Below are 19784 nucleotides of genomic sequence, written 5' to 3' on the forward strand. Positions count from 1 at the left end.
AGCACAATAAGCTACAAAGCTTTCAATTGAAAGCTTTGTAGCTTTTTTAATATATAAGTTCATCGACCCAAATAAATAAGTTATGGTAAAATATAGGAATACATAAAGATAAACGAAGATGCAATTAAGGAGCTAATTTCAATGATAAAATTTATTCACTGTGCAGATTTACATCTCGACAGCCCCTTTAAATCTAAAAGTCATTTGGCGCCATCAATTTTTGAAGATGTTCAAAACAGTGCTTATGAAAGCTTTAAGAAGATTGTCGATACAGCATTAAAAGAAGAAGTTGATTTTGTTCTCATCGTTGGAGATTTATTTGATAGTGAGAATCGTACGTTGCGTGCTGAAGTATTCTTGAAAGAACAATTTATGCGATTAGAAAAAGAACAAATTTTCGTTTACATAAGTCATGGTAATCATGATCCACTTACTGAAAAAATTACTAATGATTGGCCAGATAATGTTTCGGTCTTCTCAAATAGAGTAGAAACATATCAAGCTATCACTAAAGATGGAGAGACAATTTTTGTACATGGTTTTAGTTATCAACATGATACAAGTTATGAAAATAAAATTGATGAGTATCCATCTAGCCAAGGTAAAAAAGGTATTCATATTGGAATGTTACACGGTACTTATAGTAAATCTTCAACTAAAAATCGCTATACTGAATTTATTTTAGAAGATTTGAATCAAAAACTATATCATTATTGGGCACTTGGCCATATTCATGAAAGACAAGAATTAAGTGATATGCCTCCAATTTACTATCCTGGAAACATTCAAGGACGTCATTTTGGTGAGCAAGGACCTAAGGGATGTTTATTGGTAGAAGGCGACCATTTACGATTAAACGCTACTTTTATTCCAACGCAACAAATTAGATTTGAAGAAGCTACTATCAAAACTGACAAACTTACAAAACAAGGTATCTATGAAGCAATTCAATCCTTCAAAGAAAGTGTACGTTCTGATGGAAAGGCTTTTTATAGATTAACTGTAAATGTTGACAGTGATAGACCCATTTCTTCACAAGACATTAGTCAAATTAAAGAAATGATTGATGACTATGAAGAAAATGAACATCATTTCGTAATCATAGAAACGCTCACATTTAATTATATGCAAATGGATGAAGTACCTCTTGTAAGAGAATTTTCAGCTGATTTAATCAAAGATAATAAAGTGTTTGAAGAGGCGATGACTGAATTATATTTAAACCCTAGAGCATCCAAATATTTAGAAGATTATACTGAGTTTGATACTGTTGAACTTGTTAATCGCGCTGAGAAAATTTTAAAGGCAGACATGAGAGGTGAAAGTGATGATCATTAAATCTTTAGAGATTTACGGCTATGGCCAATTTGTGCATCGCAAAATAGAGTTCAACCGTGAATTTACTGAAATTTTTGGTGAGAATGAAGCTGGTAAATCAACGATTCAAGCTTTCATACATTCTATACTTTTTGGCTTTCCAACGAAAAAAGAAAAAGAACCTCGACTTGAACCCCGTATGGGTAATCAGTATGGGGGAAAACTTACGCTTATACTAGATGACCAATCAGAGATCGTAGTAGAGAGAGTTAAAGGTAACATTTCAGGTGATGTAAAAGTTTACCTAGAAAATGGTTTGATTCGAGACGAAACTTGGCTCAAGAAAAAATTAAATTACATTTCTAAGAAAACTTATCAAGGTATATTCTCGTTTAATGTGCTTGGATTACAAGATATTCACCGTAACTTAGATGAGGACCAATTACAAAGTTATTTACTTGAAGCAGGTGCATTAGGTTCTTCTGAGTTCACAATGATGAATAAAATGGTCAGTCAAAAGAAAACCACGCTTTATAAAAAGGCTGGAAAAAACCCAATACTCAATCAACAGCTTGATGAATTGAAAAGCCTTGAAGCCCAAATAAGAGAAGAAGAATCTAAGTTAGATGAATATCATCGTTTAGTTGATGATAGAGATAAATCACAACGTCATTTGGAACATTTAAAAGCCAATCTAAACCAATTATCAAAAATGCATGAAAGTAAACAAAAGCAACTTGCTATTCATGAACAAGCCCAAGAATGGAAAGATTTAGAGCAAAAACTTAATATTGAGCCATTAAGTTTTCCGGAAAAAGGGATCGAGCGTTATGAAACAGCTTCAAATTACAAACAATCTCTAGCAAGAGATATAAGTTTGCGTGAAGAGAAATTAAAACAATTAGAGAATGAATTTAATGCAATTCCTGCTTTGAACGAAGATACAGCTAATCATATTTATCATTTAACTCGTGATGAAAATGAAATTCAACAAGCTGAAATGAAATCTTCTTCACTTAAGCAAGAAATTGATGATTACGAGCGTCAAGAAGCTGATTTGAAAACAAGTATTGGTTGGCAAGAAGTTTATCACAATACAGATACCTCTGAATCTATGAAAAATTATGTTAGTAAAACCATCAAGACGCGAAATGAGCAAAAAGTGTTAAAACAACAAATTGAAAGAGCTATTGATGAAAACCAAATTGAACAAAATACGCTATCTCAGGAAATAGAAAACTTGGAAAAAGATTTGGTTTCTGAAGATTCACTGGATAAAAAGAAACATTATAATCAACAAAAGTTAGAACTACATGAGAAAGAGAATCTGTATAACAAACTTAAAGATACTTTTAATTCTGATAAAGAAAGAAAACAAAAGCGAAATTGGTGGCTTAGATTAAGTTTTATAGTGTTATCTATAGTTGGTCTGGGTTTAACACTATTCTCATTTGTGACTCAAAATTTAATTTTCGGAGTTATATTTGCAATCTTAACTGTCATATTTATTGTTGGTACTTTCTTGGTTAAGACAAAAGAAATTGATTACAGTGAATCAATTAGTGAAGAGATTAATGATTTGGAACAACAAATTAATGATTTGGAATCTAATTACGATTTAAACTTCGACTTAGATCAACAATTTCAACTTCGTGAACGTTGGAGTAATGCAAGTAACAATAAGAGTGTATTAGCTAATAAATTAAATCATCAAGAGAATTTACTGCAAAATACAGAACAACAAATCAATGACTTAACTCAAAAATTAAATGCAGTTAAAGAAAATGTGAAAGTACCTAATGAAATGACAGATGATTTATTAATAGATAGCTTTAAAACAATGAATCAACTTAAATCAAATGACAGTTACCGTAGTAAATTATTGGATCAACATCAACAAGTAAATCAAAAATTGACGCATTTTTATGATAAAGCGCTTAAAAATACTGAAAATGAGATCACACCATTTAATAAAGCTTCACTATTTAATGATATGAAGAACTGGATTTCTAAATACGAAAGTAATAAAGAGAAGAAAGAACAACTTAAAAGTCAAATTGAGTTATTAAGTAATGAATTGAAACAATTAAAAGAACAATTAGAAGAAAATGAAAAAACTATTAATACATTATTTACTTATATCAATGTTTCAAGTGAAGAAGCATATTATCAATCTTACGAGCAATATCAATTGTATCACCAACAACTTGCAAGATTTAATGATTTAACTGCGTATCTCGAAAATCAAAATTTCTCTTACGAAGATAGTTCGAATTTGAGCGAAAAAACAACTGCTCAATTGGAAGAAGAAGATGCGCTTCTTGCTAAACAAGTTGATGCATATAACGATCAGTATTTAGATAAACAAACTGAAGTTAGTGACTTAACCGCTCAAATTAATTACATGGAGACAGATAAAACATTATCTAAGTTAAGACATGAGTATTATAACTTGAAGAATAGAATGAATGATTTAGCTAAAGATTGGGCTAGTTTAAGTTACTTAGAAGCATTAATAAATGAACATATTAAGCAAATTAAAGATAAACGATTACCTCAAGTTATAAATGAAGCTGTAAATATATTTACGGCTCTTACACAAGGGAATTATAATATGATAACTTATGAAAATGATACAATAATGGTTAAACATAATAATGGCCAAATGTATCATCCACTTGAACTAAGTCAATCAACGAAAGAATTATTATATATTGCACTTAGAATTAGTTTGATTAAGATTTTAAGACCTTATTATCCATTCCCAATAATTATTGATGATGCTTTTGTTCATTTTGATAAACAAAGAAAATCAATGATGTTAAACTATTTAAGAGAATTAGCGAAAGATTATCAAGTGTTATACTTCACTTGCATGAAAGATACTGCAATTCCTTCTAAAGAGATGCTAATTTTAAATAAACTAGAGGAAGGCGGAAAACGATGAGAAATGTAGAAAAGTTAAATCCAGGAGACTCGGTTGAAAATTTCTTCTTAATTCATAGAGCTACACAAGGTGTTACTGCTCAAGGAAAAGACTATATGACTTTATTCTTACAAGATAAAAGTGGTGATATTGAAGCCAAACTATGGACTGTTAGTAAAGAAGATATGCAGATTCTTAAACCTGAGACAATTGTTTGGGTTAAAGGTGACGTGATTAATTATCGAGGTCGTAAACAGATGAAAGTCAATCAGTTTAGATTAGCTAAACCAGAAGACGGATTTAAGACTCAAGATTTCGTTGCTGGTGCACCTTTATCTCCGGATGAAATCCAAGAAAACATTTCACACTATATATTAGATATTGAAAATGCTAATTTACAACGTATAACACGTCATTTATTGAAAAAATATCAAGATAAATTCTTTACGTATCCTGCAGCAAGTTCACACCATCATAATTTTGCAAGTGGACTAAGTTATCACGTGCTTACAATGCTAGAAATAGCTAAGTCATTATGCAACATTTATCCATTGTTAAACCGTAGTTTGTTGTATAGTTCAATTATTTTGCATGATTTAGGTAAAGTAAGGGAATTAAGTGGTCCAGTGGCTACAACATATACAGTTGAAGGTAATTTGTTAGGACATATATCAATTGCAAGTGATGAAGTTGCGGAAGCGGCGAAAGAGTTAGGAATTGATGGTGAAGAAGTGATGTTACTTCGTCATATGATTTTAGCACATCACGGAAAAATGGAATTTGGATCACCTAAATTGCCACATTTAAAAGAAGCGGAAATATTATTCTTTATCGACAATATTGATGCAAAAATGAATATGTTTGAAAAAGCATTTAAGAAAACAGATAAAGGTCAATTTACTGAAAGAATTTTTGGTATGGAAAATCGACAATTCTACAATCCGGAAAAATTAGACTAATTTAAAAGCGTTTTTACCTTACAATGTCAATTAATGAATAGACAATGTAGTGGGTAAAAACGCTTGTTTTATACAATTTTGAACACGAGAAAGGGAGCAAGTCAATCAATTCGTTAAGAATTAAGACTTGCTCCCTTACGATTTAATGTTAATACTATGAAAATTATGAAGATAAACCTGATGCAGCTGAAGAACTATCTGAAGATGACTGTTGTTGTTTAAGTTTCTCAGGATTTAAAATAGTGTTTTCTACAGCTTTCTTGATATCACTGTCTTTATAATCTACATCATATTCTTTCAATAAATCTTTATACGCATTTGTTAAAATCTTAGGATCTTTTTGTACCTTTTGTTCGATTAGTTTAGCTTTAAGTTTAGATTTTTGTTTATCAAAATCACTCTCTTTATCGGCTTTAATGACATGGTAACCATAGTCCGTTTTAACCACATCTGAAACTTGACCTTCTTTTAGTTTAAATAGTGCTTTTTCAAATTTACTTACCATTTGTCCTTTAACTACATAACCTAGAGAACCATCTTTTTTGGCACTTGAAGAATCCATAGATTCTTTCTTAGCAATTTCTCCAAATTTATCTGGGTTCTTTTCAACTTCTTTTTGAATTTTTTCAGCTTTCTCTTTAGCTTTTTTGTCTGATAAACCTTCTTTATCACTACTGCTTGATTTAACTTTTATTAAAATATGAGAAGCTTTTTTAGTGTTTTCTTTAAGTTCTTTGTCTGACACTTTAACTTTATCAGCTAATAATTGTTTTTGATATGCGGCAAGTTTTTTCTGTTCTTTATAATCATCTAAAGACATACCTTGCTGTTTAAGCATACTTTCAAATTGATCTTTGCCACCATATTGTTTTTGTTCTTTTTTAATTTCATCATCGATATCTTTTGTATCGACTTTATCTTTATATTTATCAGCTAGAATTTTATTCAACGCAATGCTAAATGACGTACTAGCAATTTGTTCGTCACCAATTTTATTCATTACATCTTTTACTTTTACATCTCCAGCTTTAGAAGAGATTAATGTATTACTTTCTGAATCTGTTGCATTTGAACCGCATGCACCTAAAAGTAAAGCACTCGCAGTTACTGGAACAATTAATTTATTCATAATTTTCATAGTTGATAGCTCCTTTTACATTAATAACAACGTTACTATAACATATTATGAAAACATCACCAATTAGAAATAGGCTAGATACTGCCAAAGTATGAGATTAAGTAGGGCTTAAGCATTAAAAAAGTATCGAACTTGAGGCATTATATATGTTTCAAGCTCGATACTATGATACTCAGTGAAAAGATTGATAAGGCACTTTATTTAATATATTTATACCTGTTTGATGTTCCTCGATAAAATGACCTTCATTTGAAAAAATAATAATTTTAAGATATAAAAAATCCATTACAGATATGCCAAAATTTAACGCAAGTAAAAACATAAAATAATGTCCATATTGCGGAAAATGCATCGTTAGAAAAATCAAAAATATAGTTATTAAAATAAAAGGTAAAATTAAATTAATACAAAAGTATATCTTATGTACAGGCGTACTTACATACGTATTAAAATAGGGTAACCAGCGCTTTTTGTTTAATTTATGAATTCTAAATGAATTAACATAAGGTAAGAAAAAGAGAAGGTGTAATGCTTTATGGATAGGGTACATAAGTGCAACAATTATTAATAAGATAATAAAATGTCGATCTGACAAAGGTGTATTTACAAAATAATACATTATTTCATAACTAATTAAAAATGCAATGACTGTAATAGTAAAACTTAAAAATGCAATTCTTGGTACACCAAATCGTGCATGAATATCAATTTGACGTTTACATAGAAACATACTGACACCTCTTAATAGGTCTTATTTATATACGCTACGTATTATCTAACTATCAGTAAAAACAGTCAAGTCAATTTTGGCATTAATAAAGAGAGTAGCGAAATATTCATAATGAATTCAACGCCACTCCCGTATCACAGTTTAATCTAATGATTAAAACTTTATTTATTATCTTTTGAAAAAGTATTACTTATTTCTTCGCCACGATTTTGTAGATTTTCAATGTGTGATTGTAATTTTTCGATATTAGGATTAATATCCGATTTAAAATCACCAATTAGTGTTTTAAATTCATCACCAATTTCGCTACCATATGAGACACCATCATTTTTAACTTGCTTGCCATAATCAATAATATTAAAGAAATTACGTTTAAGTGACTCAATTTCACGTTCTAATTCAGAGCGAGACCCAGTAGGTTCTTTAGCATCAATCGTGTTATTTTTTACGCTTTGATCATCACGGTTTAACCAAGAAACAGCAATTCCAGATGCTACTCCCGCAGTAATACCAAATAATACGCGTGATATTTTCATGTTCTATTCTCCTCACTTATTATGTCGTTACAGGATAATAATAGAATAAGAAATGAAATAAATTTCAGATTCTACAACAATCATATTTCGACAAGTTAATTATAATTGTATATTACCCTATAATGACATTCAATATGCAGAATTAATCAAATTGCGCTTTGATTTGATTGGCGATAGCTTGTTTTTGTTCATCATTAATTTCGTTCTCATGTGTTTCCCAATGGTATCCGAAACCGTCGATATCATTTTCGTATCGTGGCAAGAAATGGAAATGAATATGGAATACTGATTGATCTGCGAACTCACCATTATTTTGTATGATATTTAGACCATCAGGATTAAAAGCTTTCTTAATTGCATTAGCGACTTTAGGTAAAGCTGCACCAATATGAGCCATTGTCTCTTCATCAGTTTCAAAAATATTTGGTGACGCTTTTTTAGGAATTAATAGCGTATGACCTTTAGTCACTTGTGAAATATCTAAAAATGCATAAACAAAGTCATCTTCATAAACTTTAAAGCTTGGAATCTCTCCAGATAAAATTTTACTAAATACAGTTTCAGCCATTTGAATGCACTCCTTTTACGTATTTATAGCTTATTATAGCATTAGTAAAATAAAATTTCGTTAGTGAAGTAAATGTAATTTTAGTAGTTAAAAGCTAATTTTGGTACAATGTTATTCATGGAGGTGCCTTATGACAGTAAAAGTTGAACATTTAACAGGTGGTTATGGAAAACGTCCTGTTATTGAAGATATAAATTTTGAATTAAAAGCAGGGGAAATTGTTGGTTTAATTGGATTAAATGGTGCAGGCAAAAGCACAACTATTAAACATATGCTAGGTTTATTAACGCCAACTGAGGGTAATCTCTCTATCTCAAATACAGAAATTACAGATGACATCGAAGTTTATCGAAAAAAGTTATCTTATATACCTGAATCACCAATTATTTATGAAGAATTAACATTAGAAGAGCATATTGCGATGACTGCAATGGCATATCAATTGAGTAAAGAAGAAGCAATGAAACGTGCAAGACCTTTACTTAAAACATTTAGATTAGAGAATGAATTAAAGGTCTTTCCTAGTCATTTCTCTAAAGGTATGAAACAAAAGGTGATGATAATATGTGCATTTATTGTCAATCCAGAATTATATATTATTGACGAACCATTTTTAGGACTTGATCCACTAGGGATTCAATCCATGTTGGATTTAATGGTAGAAAAGAAAAATGAAGGACGTACTGTTTTAATGAGTACGCATATTTTGGCAACTGCAGAACGTTATTGTGATCGTTTTATTATTTTAGATAAAGGTAAAGTGGTTGCTTTCGGTGATTTAGAGGAGCTACGTAAACAAACTGGTTTAAGTGGTCACACACTTGATGACATCTATATACATGTCACACAAGGTGGTCAAGAAAATGGATAATTCAGCTACTTCATTATTTAAATCTAGATTAAACACCATTCAAAAAGAAAAGCGTTATTATAATAAATTTATTTTTAATGGCCATTTTTCAGTATTTTTATTAATTTTATTGGGAGCATTTATATTAGGTTATGGTCAATGGTTGCAACATATACCTAAACATATAGATTATACGTTATGTGCAAGTATAATATTAGCTGTAACATCTATCTTTCCAATACGAACATTTTTAAAAGATGCGGATAGAATATTTTTATTGCCTTTTGAAAAACATATGAAAAATTATATGAACCTAAGCATTCGCTACAGCTATTTTAATAGAATAGCGATACAATTAGTAATACTCATTATCTTGTTTCCGTTATTTTCTAAATTAGATGGTGATTTCATAACACCATTTATCATTTTGAGTATTTTAACATTGATACATCCATGGATTGGATTGAAAGTGAGATGGCAATGGTATCAACTAAAGCAATCAAGTTGGAGTATAAGTTTAATTTTATTTTTGATTAATTTAGTAACATATGACTTAGTATTGGGTTACCAAATGTACTGGGGAGTTATCTTTACGTTTATATTACCTGGTGGAATGTTAGCGTTACCTAAATTAAATCGAGTTAATTTATATCCATGGGAACGAATGATAAATATTGAAGAAAGACACCATACAAATTATTATAAATTCGTAAATATGTTTACGGATGTTAAACATTTAAAAGAGTCTGCAGTTAGACGTAGATATTTAGATTTCTTATTACCTACACCTAAAGGCCGGAAATTTAATTCTAAAAATATGTATTTATATCTGTTTACACGTAGCTTTGTAAGAGGTAGAGATGCTTTTAGTATTATATTTAGACTGATTGTCATTGCTTTAGTGCTAATGATTTGGCTATCGTTTCCGATTGTTTCAGCAATTATTGGATGTCTGTTTATGTACATTACATTATTGCAAATGTCTCAATTTTATACGCAACAAGCCTATGGATTATGGCCTCAAGTTTGGCCAGTATCAGATGTCGAAGTGATTAAAGGCTATGAAAAATTTCTTTATCGCTTGATGTTAATTATAGGAATAATTTTTTCAATTGCATTTATCAGTATTTACCCACAATATTTCTTTTTCGCTCTAATCTTCTTTATAGTAGGGTGGTTAACGATTAGAAGCACAATTAAGAAATTACAATATCAAGAATCACTACTTAAAGATTAAAAAGGTTGCCTATGACTAGAACAAGTTAAACTAAATCTAGTTAACAGGCAACCTTTTTATTATTCCTTGATTGGATATAAATATCTCTCAAAGTAGCTAGAATGTTGACTACTAGAACCAAAATAATGTCTTAATGCATCTTTTGAAAAATAATCCTTAAATGTATCTGTTTCTTTAAAATCTTCGTAAGTTTGGCGATTAGCAAAACCAAAATAAACTTTGTAAGTTGTTCCTTGCACTGGCTTTAAAAAACGATAACTCTTAAAACCGGCAAACTTATCGAAATTTAATTCCAAATTTGCAATACGTTTTTCTAATTGATGGACATGATCATCAGAAGAAGGGATAAATATTGCTGAGTAAAAATGTGTTTGATCTAAGTCATTAATAGCATTAACAGTTGTATAAACAGTTGGATGTTTTAAAATTGATTTTTCATCAGATTCTTCAATAATTACAGAAGAATCATTTGTTGAAAATAAAAATAGATTTCTATCAGTATTATTTGTTCGGATTTGATTTAAATAACCATAAGTCCCATAAGTTGTATATATGTTCATGACTCATACCTCCTTTATTGTTTATATTATACGATTAATTAATGATACTAGCTATAATAATTGTATGTATTGTTTAAATATTTTAAAAATTCATTTAGTCTTATTGAGGGATATTTTTAAGCATATAAATATACTATAATTTTGTTTAATAAATTATTATAATTTAATGAATTGAAATGTACATTTATGCTTTGTCTTTTTTATGACATTTAAGTGTAGATAAACGATAATTATATCAGCATATGATATTATAGATAAGAATGATTTTAATTTAGGAGGACTATAAGGTGCATAATAAAAATAATTCAATTTTACAAACAATTAAAGGTGAAAAAACATCTCATACACCTGTATGGTTTATGCGCCAAGCTGGCCGTTCACAACCAGAATATCGAAAATTAAAAGAGAAATACTCACTTTTCGACATCACACACCAACCTGAATTATGTGCTTATGTAACTCAATTACCAGTTGATAATTACAATACTGATGCAGCAGTTTTATATAAAGATATAATGACACCTTTGAAACCAATTGGTGTTGATGTTGATATTAAATCAGGTATTGGACCAGTGATTAGCAATCCAATTAAATCTGTATCTGATGTAGATAAATTAACTCAAATTGATCCAAAACGTGATGTACCGTATGTACTTGAAACAATTCAATTGCTAACACAAGAGAAATTGAATGTACCATTAATTGGGTTTACAGGTGCGCCATTTACATTAGCTTCCTATATGATTGAGGGCGGCCCTTCAAAAAATTATAATTATACTAAAGCAATGATGTATGGGGATGAGGCAACATGGTTTGCTTTAATGAATCATCTCGTACAAGTATCAATTGACTATGTGGTTGCTCAGGTGGAAGCGGGCGCAGAGCTGATTCAAATTTTCGACTCATGGGTTGGAGCTTTAAATGTTCAAGATTATCGCTATTATATTAAACCCTCAATGGATAAATTAATTAACGGAATTAAAGCTAAATATGATGTTCCTGTCATAATGTTTGGAGTGGGTGCAAGCCATTTAATTAATGAATGGAATGACCTAGCAATAGATGTCCTAGGATTAGATTGGCGTACGTCTATCTCATCAGCTACAAAAATGGGTGTTAATAAAACGTTACAGGGTAATTTAGATCCGTCATTGTTACTCGCGCCTTGGGACGTAATAGAGCAAAGAGTACGTGAAATTCTGGACGAGGGCATGGAAAGAGGTAAACACATTTTTAATTTAGGACACGGTGTTTTTCCTGAAGTACAACCTGATACATTAAAGCGAGTTACTCAATTTGTTCATGATTATACAAGTAAATAGTATTAAGAATACAAAGATTAAGGAAGGTTTTATTTAATGACTAAGACAGTAGGTTTATTAGTTATGGCATATGGAACACCATATAAAGAGAGTGATATTGAACCATATTATACAGACATTAGACATGGTAAGAGACCAACTGATGAGGAATTACAAGATTTAAAAGACCGATATGAATTTATTGGTGGTCTTTCTCCTTTAGCTGGCACTACTGATCGTCAAGCTGAAGCATTAAAAGATGCTTTAAATCAAGTTTATGAAGATGTGGAATTTAAATTGTATTTAGGTCTAAAGCATATTTCTCCTTATATTGAAGAAGCTGTAGAAAAAATGTATAAAGATGGTATTAAAGAAGCTGTTACTGTTGTTTTAGCGCCACACTATTCTAGTTTCTCAGTTGGATCATACAATAAACGTGCTAAAGAAGAGGCCGATAAATACGATATTGCTTTACATCATGTTGAACATTATTATCACCAACCTAAATTTATTGAGTATTGGACTAATAAAATTAATGAAACTTTAGAGCAAATTCCTCAAGATGAACATGATGAGACAATCTTAGTTGTATCAGCTCATAGTTTGCCTAAAGGTTTAATTGAAAAAAATAATGATCCATACCCTGATGAATTAAAAGATACAATGAATCGTTTACAAACATCTTCAAATATTAAACACGTTGCTCAAGGCTGGCAGTCTGAGGGTCACACAGGTACACCTTGGTTAGGACCCGATGTACAAGATTTAACAAGAACGTTGTACAACGAACATCAATATAAACACTTTATCTACACGCCAGTAGGTTTTGTATGTGAGCATTTAGAAGTACTGTATGATAATGATTATGAATGTAAAGTTGTTTGTGATGAGATAGGAGCAAATTACTACCGTCCAACAATGCCTAACACGAATCCATTATTTATTAATGCTATCGTGGATGAAATAAAAACAGTTTTTTAATAAAGGAAGGGACTCAATGTGAGTAAAAAAGTTGCAATTATTGGTGCAGGAATAACTGGCCTCTCAAGCGCATATTATTTAAAACATTATAAACCAGATATAGATGTAACCATTTTTGAAGCGACAAATCGACCAGGTGGAAAGATACAGACGTATCGTAAAGATGGATATACTATAGAACTTGGCCCTGAATCTTATCTTGGACGAAAAACAATCATGACTGATATAGCAAAAGATATTGGACTTGAAGATGATTTAATTACTAATGAAACAGGTCAATCATACATTTTCGCTAAAAATAAATTGTATCCTATACCAGGTGGTTCGATTATGGGCATCCCAACTGATATTAAACCGTTTTTAAAAACAAGACTTATTTCACCAATAGGTAAGCTAAGAGCGGGACTAGATTTGGTAATACCCCCAATAAAAATTGAGGATGATATATCAGTTGGAGCGTTTTTTAGAAGACGATTAGGAAATGAAGTGCTTGAAAATTTAATAGAACCCCTCATGGGTGGTATCTATGGTACCGATATAGATCGATTAAGTTTAATGAGTACATTTCCTAATTTTAAAGAACAAGAGGAAAAGTATGGTAGTTTAATCAAGGGTATGCAACACGAAAAGGCTGAACGTATTAAACAACGTCAATTATATCCTGGTGCCCCTAAAGGTCAGTTTAAACAATTTCGTCACGGATTAAGTTCATTTATTGAAGCATTAGCTAAAAATGTACAAGATAAAGGCGTAAAGATGAAATATCAAACACATGTAGAAGATATCATTATTAAAAATGACAATTATGAAATAGTAACTGATCAATACAGTGAACAATTTGATGGTATTTTAATTACTACGCCTCATCAAACATTTATGAAATGGTTCAATCACGATCAAGCTTTTAAATACTTTAACGAGATGGATTCTACTTCAGTTGCAACGGTTGTATTTGCATTTGATGAGAAGAATATTGAAAACACATATAACGGTACTGGTTTTGTCATCGCGAGAACAAGTAATACAAATATTACAGCTTGTACTTGGACTAGTAAAAAATGGCCTTTTACTACACCGCAAGGAAAAGTTTTAATTAGAGCATATGTAGGTAAACCAGGTGATACGGTTGTTGAAGATCATACTGATGATGAAATTGCGACTATCGCACGTCGTGATTTAAATAAAATGATGACTTTCCATGGAGATCCGGAGTTTACAATTGTCAATCGTTTGACTAAAAGCATGCCTCAATATCACATTGGTCATATTGGTCAAATAAGAAAAATTCAACAACACGTTAAAAATAATTATTCTGCACTCAGAATTACAGGTGCACCATTTGAAGCGGTTGGGCTTCCAGATTGTATTCAACAAGGTAAAAATGCTGTGGAAGAATTGCTTGATGAAATATAATAATTTAAACACTTTTTTTGAGGTGAAATTGCCTCTTTAAAAGTGTTTTGTTATATAAATTGAGAATTATTATTTAAGTTTGAGGAGGTAAAAATATTAATGACTAATGTAATTATAGTTCATTCACAATTAGGGAATTCTCATAACCACTGGTATAAGTGGTTGCAACATAATTTAGAACTAGAAGGTTACGATGTTCAATTATTCCATTTAGATGAAAGTAAGAATGATAATATAGACAATTGGGTCTTCGAATTAAATCAACAAATTGAACTTTTATCTAAAGATACTTATTTTGTCACTCATGGGTATGGTTCATTGGCTACTTTGAAATACATTGAAGGTCTATCAATTGACGGACCATTTGAGGGGTTCTTCAGTATAGCAGGATTTAAAGAAGATGCGAAGAAAATAGACGATTCAATAAATGTAGGGGAGTTTAATGTTGATTATGATTTAATTAAAACTAAAGTTAATCACTTTTATGGACTAGCTTCAAAAGATGATTCTTATGTTTCTTACATAGAAACCCAAAACTTAATTGACGAATTAGGTGGTAAGACTAAAATTGTTGATGAAGGTGGACATTTCTTAGAAGAAGAGGGCTTTGTATCTTTTACTGAATTACAAGAAAAAATGCAACATTACATGACTAAATAATAAAACATATGATTTTATTATTAATACGTTCTACATTTAAACTAATTTAAGTAGGGAGTTAAAGCTACCTACTTTTTATTATTAATAAGGTTGATAATTAAATATAGAGATACTTTCAAGTGTAATTAGATATCCAATTGGTATCTTTAATTAAAATATTTTAAATGTAGCGTTTTTTTACACAAAATAGTTTAGAATACTTATTGACTAAGTTAATGATACTATATATACTAATAAAGTATTCGAAAGGCGATTACTATTAGTCAATTGTCCCATTTCAATATGAAGATTCGATTAAATGAATGTAAAATTTATTTAAAATTATTATTGACATTAGATAATATAAAATGATATACTTGTTAAGTACTGATTTTTGAGACGTAAATAATATTAGCGCGGGATGGAGCAGTTCGGTAGCTCGTCGGGCTCATAACCCGAAGGTCGGTGGTTCAAATCCGCCTCCCGCAATACATAGTTTTAATAGGTCTCGTAGTGTAGCGGTTAACACGCCTGCCTGTCACGCAGGAGATCGCGGGTTCGATTCCCGTCGAGACCGCCATTACTTATTACGGTTCAGTAGCTCAGTTGGTAGAGCAATGGATTGAAGCTCCATGTGTCGGCAGTTCGACTCTGTCCTGAACCATTCAATCATTTTGGCGGTTGTGGCGAAGTGGTTAACGCATCGGATTGTGGTTCCGACATTCGAGGGTTCGATTCCCTTCAACCGCCCCATAATCGTTTACTACGCGGGTGTAGTTTAATGGCAAAACCTCAGCCTTCCAAGCTGATGTTGTGGGTTCGATTCCCATCACCCGCTCCATCATATTATTCCGCAGTAGCTCAGTGGTAGAGCTATCGGCTGTTAACCGATCGGTCGTAGGTTCGAATCCTACCTGCGGAGCCATGGCTCCTTGGTCAAGCGGTTAAGACACCGCCCTTTCACGGCGGTAACACGGGTTCGAGTCCCGTAGGAGTCATACAAACAGAAGTGAAATATCGCTTCTGTTTTTTTATGTAATTTAGTTATTAATATTGAGGAGAACTGTCCGAGTCTGGCCGAAGGAGCACGCCTGGAAAGTGTGTAAGCGCCACAAGCGCTTCAAGGGTTCGAATCCCTTGTTCTCCATTATAAAAGTCTATCATAATATGGTTTAGAGTGAGCAAGTGTCAAAGAAGTGTCTAGAAAATAAAATTTCTGGCACGTTGACCTTGCTTTTTTTATCGTTAATAAGTGATAATACATGCTACTTAAATTAATTAGAATCTATGTGATTAGTTATTATAAAAATTTTGATTTTATTGTATAAATATATTATAATATTCATAGGTAAACGACAATGCGTGGAGCTTATAAAACGAAATACATTGAATTTCGAGGATTTGAAATGAAAATTTCAACACAAGCAGAAAAAAGGAGCTAGAGTAGTGGATACGCTAGCTCTTTTCTCATATCATATTAATATTAAAAAGTATTAAAAAATTAGATAAATGCAATAAACATGTTCAGTTTTTAATCATGTTGCTGTCATTCAACTATTAGATTATGGATCGAGATACGAAAATTTAAGAACAATCAAATTTTTATACTTACATTATTATATAAATATATTATAATATTATTGGGTCAACGACAATGCGTGGAGCTTATAAAACGAAATACATTGAACACAGTAGCCAGCCTGCTATGAGGCTTGGCAATAATTGAATATCATAGTTTATCAGAGTTTGAAGTGGTGATTATCACTTTAAACTCTTTTTATTTTTTAAATAAAAAGTAGCTTATTATTTAATAGTTGAAATGCACTTTAAATCTTTATACTTATAAGTTAACGTCATTTAAATATGCTACTTCTTAAACACAACCAATGCTAACTAACTCAAATATCGTTATAATTAGAATGTATCTATATGGAGGAATGAATAGTGGATTTTTGGTTAAAAGAACAAAGTATTAAAAATAGAGATAAGGTAGCAGTTACAGATGGAAATCATTCTATAACTTTTAAGGAATTGTATGATAAAGCATTTTCAATATCAGAACAAATTCTTTCTTTAAATAATAATAGAGTAGGATTGTATATTAAAAACGATATTGCGTCTATCACGCTGATTAACGCTTGTTGGTTAGCTAATGTTGAAATAGCAATGCTAAACACGCGATTAACAGAAACTGAAATGATAAATCAAATGAATTCCATCAATGTATCAACAATATTAACGACGCAACCATTTCACTTGTCGGATTTTAATGTAATACATATATCTGAAATAGAACAATATTCAAAACGTATCAATAATCAAACATGTAATTATGATCGAATTGCTTCGATTATGTTTACATCTGGAACGACAGGTCCTCAAAAAGCAGTACCACAAACCTTTAAAAATCATTATGCAAGTGCAATTGGGTGTAAAGAAAGTTTAGGATATGATGAAACCACTAAATGGTTATCTGTTTTACCGATATATCATATTTCAGGTCTTAGTGTTTTATTACGTTCTATAATTGAGGGTTTTACGGTACGTATATTGGAAAAATATAATACACAAACGATGTTATCGATCATTAAGGAAGAAGGACCTACCCATATATCACTAGTCCCACAAACGCTTAAATGGCTTATGGATGCAGGATTAAACCAACCGTTCTCAATTGAGAAAATATTACTTGGAGGTGCCAAATTATCAACTACATTAATTGATGAAGCCCTAAATTATCAGTTACCGATATACAATTCATTTGGAATGACAGAAACGTGTTCTCAATTTCTAACTGCTACACCCGAGATGCTTGCACAACGGTATGATACTGTCGGCAAACCAAGTGAAAACGTTAATGTACGTATTAAACATCCAAATAGTGAAGGTCATGGCGAACTTCTCATAAAAGGGAATAATGTAATGAACGGTTATTTATATCCAGCAGGGTTGAGCGATACTTTTGAGGATGGATACTTTAAGACTGGTGATATAGCAGAAATTGATGAGGAAGGATTTGTGATGGTTTATGATCGTCGCAAAGATTTGATCATAAGTGGTGGGGAAAATATTTATCCATATGAGATTGAATCAATTGCTAAAACACATTCAGATATTAATGACGCTGTATGTGTAGCGCAAGAGGATGAGACATGGGGTCAAATACCAGTACTATATTATGTTTCGGATGATACAATTCCAGAAATAGAATTAACTAAATATTTGAAAACGTATTTGGCAAAATATAAAGTACCCAAAGCCTTTCATCAGGTTGAAAGTTTACCGTACACTTCTACAGGTAAATTACAACGCAACAAAATGATTAATAAAGGACAATAATATGAGGATTAAAGCAGTAAATTTTTATCTTTACAATCATGAATTTAGAGATCCAATTGTAACTCCCAAAGTTAAATTGACATACCGAAAAGCACTTATTGTTGAAATTTTAAGTGAAGAGGATCAATCTTTTTTTGGAGAGTGCAATGCATTTGAAACAAATTGGTACAACGAAGAAACGATTGAAACTGTACAAGAAATACTTTCACAATGGTCAGAAAGTATTGTTAAAAAGTCTGTTCATAAATATGAAGATTGGAAACCATATTTAGATATACTTGACAATTATCCCACAGCGAGAAGTACTGTAGTTATGGCGATTTATCAGATGTATCATGATTTACCGAAGTTTAAAGTAGCGTATGGTGCAACGATAAGTGGCATAAGTGCACAACAACTTGATTATTTAAAACAAACTCAACCCAAACGTATAAAGTTAAAATGGACAGGTCAACTGAATGATGACATCTCACTTTTAGATGACATATTGCCTTATGATTTTGAATTAGCATTAGATGCTAATGAGTCACTAGATGTTTCTGATTTTCAAAAATTAGAATCTATAAATGACCAAAATATACTTTATATAGAAGAACCATTTAAATCGCTTTCTTCAACTTTACACATTGATCATACACAATACCCTGCAATTGCACTCGATGAAAAAGCTACTGATATCAATAGTATTATTTCAATTGTTAACCAATTCCCGGTTAAAGTAGTGATTGTTAAACCATTTAGAGTTGGTGGTCTTGATAGAGTACAATCATTGATTCGTGAATTGAAATCAATTGATATTAAAGTGGTTATAGGTGGAATGTACGAATATGGACTAAGTCGTTACTTTACTGCATTATTAGCTCGAGAAGGTGATTATCCTGGGGATGTAACTCCAGATGGTTATTATTTTACTGACGATTTCACGCAAGGTGTCGGTAAATTAAAAGAGGGGATGATTTCATTTTCCCCCCCTCAAATCGATAAATCAAAATTACTTAAATTAAATTAGTGTCTATGTTTATCCTTTTTTAAAGGAACTGGATCAAATCCACCTTTATGTAGTGGATGACATTTAAGAATGCGACGTATTCCCATGTAGCCGCCTTTGAGTGGGCCGTAAACTTCAATCGCTTCTCGTGTATATTCTGAACACGTAGGATAAAATCGGCATGTGGGTGGTGTCATAGGTGAAATATAGCGTTGATATATATGGATTATTCCAAGAAATAATTTTTTTAACATTATAGGCCTCCAACAAGTAATACGATTATAAATAAGTTTAACATATTG

Annotated in this window: 17 protein-coding genes and 8 tRNA genes; 19 read left to right on the forward strand and 6 right to left on the reverse strand. The window is 31.3% G+C overall.

Annotation, left to right across the window (positions count from 1 at the left end; translation table 11 throughout):
- Positions 1-141 precede the first annotated feature (141 nt).
- From EQ029_RS05135 to yhaM, 3 genes are read left to right on the forward strand one after another with little or no spacing between them, the layout of a single operon-like run.
- A complete protein-coding gene (locus EQ029_RS05135) occupies positions 142-1338 on the forward strand; it encodes a metallophosphoesterase family protein (RefSeq protein WP_016931342.1) in 1197 nt (398 codons plus the stop codon).
- On the forward strand, positions 1328-4264 hold the full coding sequence (locus tag EQ029_RS05140) for an ATP-binding protein (protein WP_016931341.1): 2937 nt from the start codon (positions 1328-1330) through the stop codon (positions 4262-4264). The genes EQ029_RS05135 and EQ029_RS05140 overlap by 11 nt, the downstream gene beginning before the upstream one ends.
- Positions 4261-5202 carry a 3'-5' exoribonuclease YhaM gene (yhaM, locus tag EQ029_RS05145; protein ID WP_016931340.1) on the forward strand — a complete coding sequence of 314 codons (942 nt, stop codon included), beginning with the start codon at positions 4261-4263 and terminating at the stop codon, positions 5200-5202. The genes EQ029_RS05140 and yhaM overlap by 4 nt, the downstream gene beginning before the upstream one ends.
- A 163-nt stretch (positions 5203-5365) precedes the next feature.
- Here yhaM and prsA read toward each other — a convergent pair whose 3' ends face one another.
- The 4 genes from prsA to EQ029_RS05165 all read right to left on the reverse strand — a co-directional run bounded on the left by prsA (position 5366) and on the right by EQ029_RS05165 (position 8174).
- On the reverse strand, positions 5366-6340 hold the full coding sequence (gene prsA / locus EQ029_RS05150) for a peptidylprolyl isomerase PrsA (RefSeq protein WP_011275422.1): 975 nt from the start codon (positions 6338-6340) through the stop codon (positions 5366-5368).
- Positions 6341-6512: 172 nt separating this feature from the next.
- Positions 6513-7070: a DUF3267 domain-containing protein gene (locus EQ029_RS05155; RefSeq protein WP_011275423.1), complete on the reverse strand. Its 558-nt coding sequence runs from the start codon at positions 7068-7070 to the stop codon at positions 6513-6515.
- A gap of 161 nt (positions 7071-7231) precedes the next feature.
- Positions 7232-7606, reverse strand: a complete 375-nt coding sequence (locus EQ029_RS05160) for a YtxH domain-containing protein (protein ID WP_011275424.1) — start codon at positions 7604-7606, stop codon at positions 7232-7234.
- A gap of 142 nt (positions 7607-7748) precedes the next feature.
- Positions 7749-8174, reverse strand: coding sequence for an HIT family protein (locus EQ029_RS05165; RefSeq protein WP_016931389.1), 426 nt, complete (start codon positions 8172-8174; stop codon positions 7749-7751).
- Positions 8175-8304: 130 nt separating this feature from the next.
- On the opposite strand from EQ029_RS05165, the gene ecsA reads away from it, so the two are divergent.
- Positions 8305-9045 carry an ABC transporter ATP-binding protein EcsA gene (ecsA, locus tag EQ029_RS05170; RefSeq protein WP_011275426.1) on the forward strand — a complete coding sequence of 247 codons (741 nt, stop codon included), beginning with the start codon at positions 8305-8307 and terminating at the stop codon, positions 9043-9045.
- Positions 9038-10261 carry an ABC transporter permease EcsB gene (ecsB, locus tag EQ029_RS05175; protein ID WP_057504774.1) on the forward strand — a complete coding sequence of 408 codons (1224 nt, stop codon included), beginning with the start codon at positions 9038-9040 and terminating at the stop codon, positions 10259-10261. The genes ecsA and ecsB overlap by 8 nt, the downstream gene beginning before the upstream one ends.
- A 59-nt stretch (positions 10262-10320) precedes the next feature.
- On the opposite strand, the gene EQ029_RS05180 is transcribed toward ecsB, so the two are convergent.
- Entirely contained in the window at positions 10321-10821 is a 501-nt protein-coding gene (locus EQ029_RS05180) for a hypothetical protein (protein ID WP_011275428.1), read from the reverse strand.
- Positions 10822-11108: 287 nt separating this feature from the next.
- On the opposite strand from EQ029_RS05180, the gene hemE reads away from it, so the two are divergent.
- The 14 genes from hemE to menC all read left to right on the forward strand — a co-directional run bounded on the left by hemE (position 11109) and on the right by menC (position 19503).
- A complete protein-coding gene (gene hemE, locus EQ029_RS05185; protein ID WP_057504775.1) occupies positions 11109-12143 on the forward strand; it encodes a uroporphyrinogen decarboxylase in 1035 nt (344 codons plus the stop codon).
- A gap of 36 nt (positions 12144-12179) precedes the next feature.
- Entirely contained in the window at positions 12180-13103 is a 924-nt protein-coding gene (hemH, locus tag EQ029_RS05190) for a ferrochelatase (protein WP_011275430.1), read from the forward strand.
- An 18-nt stretch (positions 13104-13121) separates the two neighbouring features.
- Positions 13122-14516: a protoporphyrinogen oxidase gene (hemY, locus tag EQ029_RS05195; RefSeq protein ID WP_016931387.1), complete on the forward strand. Its 1395-nt coding sequence runs from the start codon at positions 13122-13124 to the stop codon at positions 14514-14516.
- Positions 14517-14615: 99 nt separating this feature from the next.
- Positions 14616-15176 carry an RBBP9/YdeN family alpha/beta hydrolase gene (locus EQ029_RS05200; RefSeq protein ID WP_016931386.1) on the forward strand — a complete coding sequence of 187 codons (561 nt, stop codon included), beginning with the start codon at positions 14616-14618 and terminating at the stop codon, positions 15174-15176.
- Positions 15177-15570: 394 nt separating this feature from the next.
- Positions 15571-15644, forward strand: a tRNA-Met gene (locus EQ029_RS05205).
- Between the two features lie 15 nt (positions 15645-15659).
- A tRNA-Asp gene (locus tag EQ029_RS05210) sits at positions 15660-15735 on the forward strand.
- 11 nt (positions 15736-15746) lie between these two features.
- Positions 15747-15819, forward strand: a tRNA-Phe gene (locus tag EQ029_RS05215).
- A gap of 13 nt (positions 15820-15832) precedes the next feature.
- A tRNA-His gene (locus EQ029_RS05220) sits at positions 15833-15908 on the forward strand.
- 14 nt (positions 15909-15922) lie between these two features.
- Positions 15923-15996, forward strand: a tRNA-Gly gene (locus tag EQ029_RS05225).
- Positions 15997-16005: 9 nt separating this feature from the next.
- Positions 16006-16080: transfer RNA gene (locus EQ029_RS05230), tRNA-Asn, on the forward strand.
- Position 16081: 1 nt separating this feature from the next.
- Positions 16082-16153, forward strand: a tRNA-Glu gene (locus EQ029_RS05235).
- Between the two features lie 59 nt (positions 16154-16212).
- Positions 16213-16302, forward strand: a tRNA-Ser gene (locus EQ029_RS05240).
- A 797-nt stretch (positions 16303-17099) separates the two neighbouring features.
- Positions 17100-18494, forward strand: a complete 1395-nt coding sequence (gene menE, locus EQ029_RS05245) for an o-succinylbenzoate--CoA ligase (protein ID WP_016931377.1) — start codon at positions 17100-17102, stop codon at positions 18492-18494.
- 1 nt (position 18495) lies between these two features.
- Positions 18496-19503, forward strand: a complete 1008-nt coding sequence (menC, locus tag EQ029_RS05250; protein ID WP_016931378.1) for an o-succinylbenzoate synthase — start codon at positions 18496-18498, stop codon at positions 19501-19503.
- Here the strand turns inward: menC and yidD are convergent.
- Positions 19500-19736 carry a membrane protein insertion efficiency factor YidD gene (yidD, locus tag EQ029_RS05255; RefSeq protein WP_016931379.1) on the reverse strand — a complete coding sequence of 79 codons (237 nt, stop codon included), beginning with the start codon at positions 19734-19736 and terminating at the stop codon, positions 19500-19502. The two genes, menC and yidD, sit on opposite strands and share 4 nt — an antisense overlap.
- Positions 19737-19784: the final 48 nt, after the last annotated feature.

Source organism: Staphylococcus haemolyticus, assembly GCF_006094395.1.
Classification (GTDB): Bacteria; Bacillota; Bacilli; order Staphylococcales; family Staphylococcaceae; genus Staphylococcus; species Staphylococcus haemolyticus.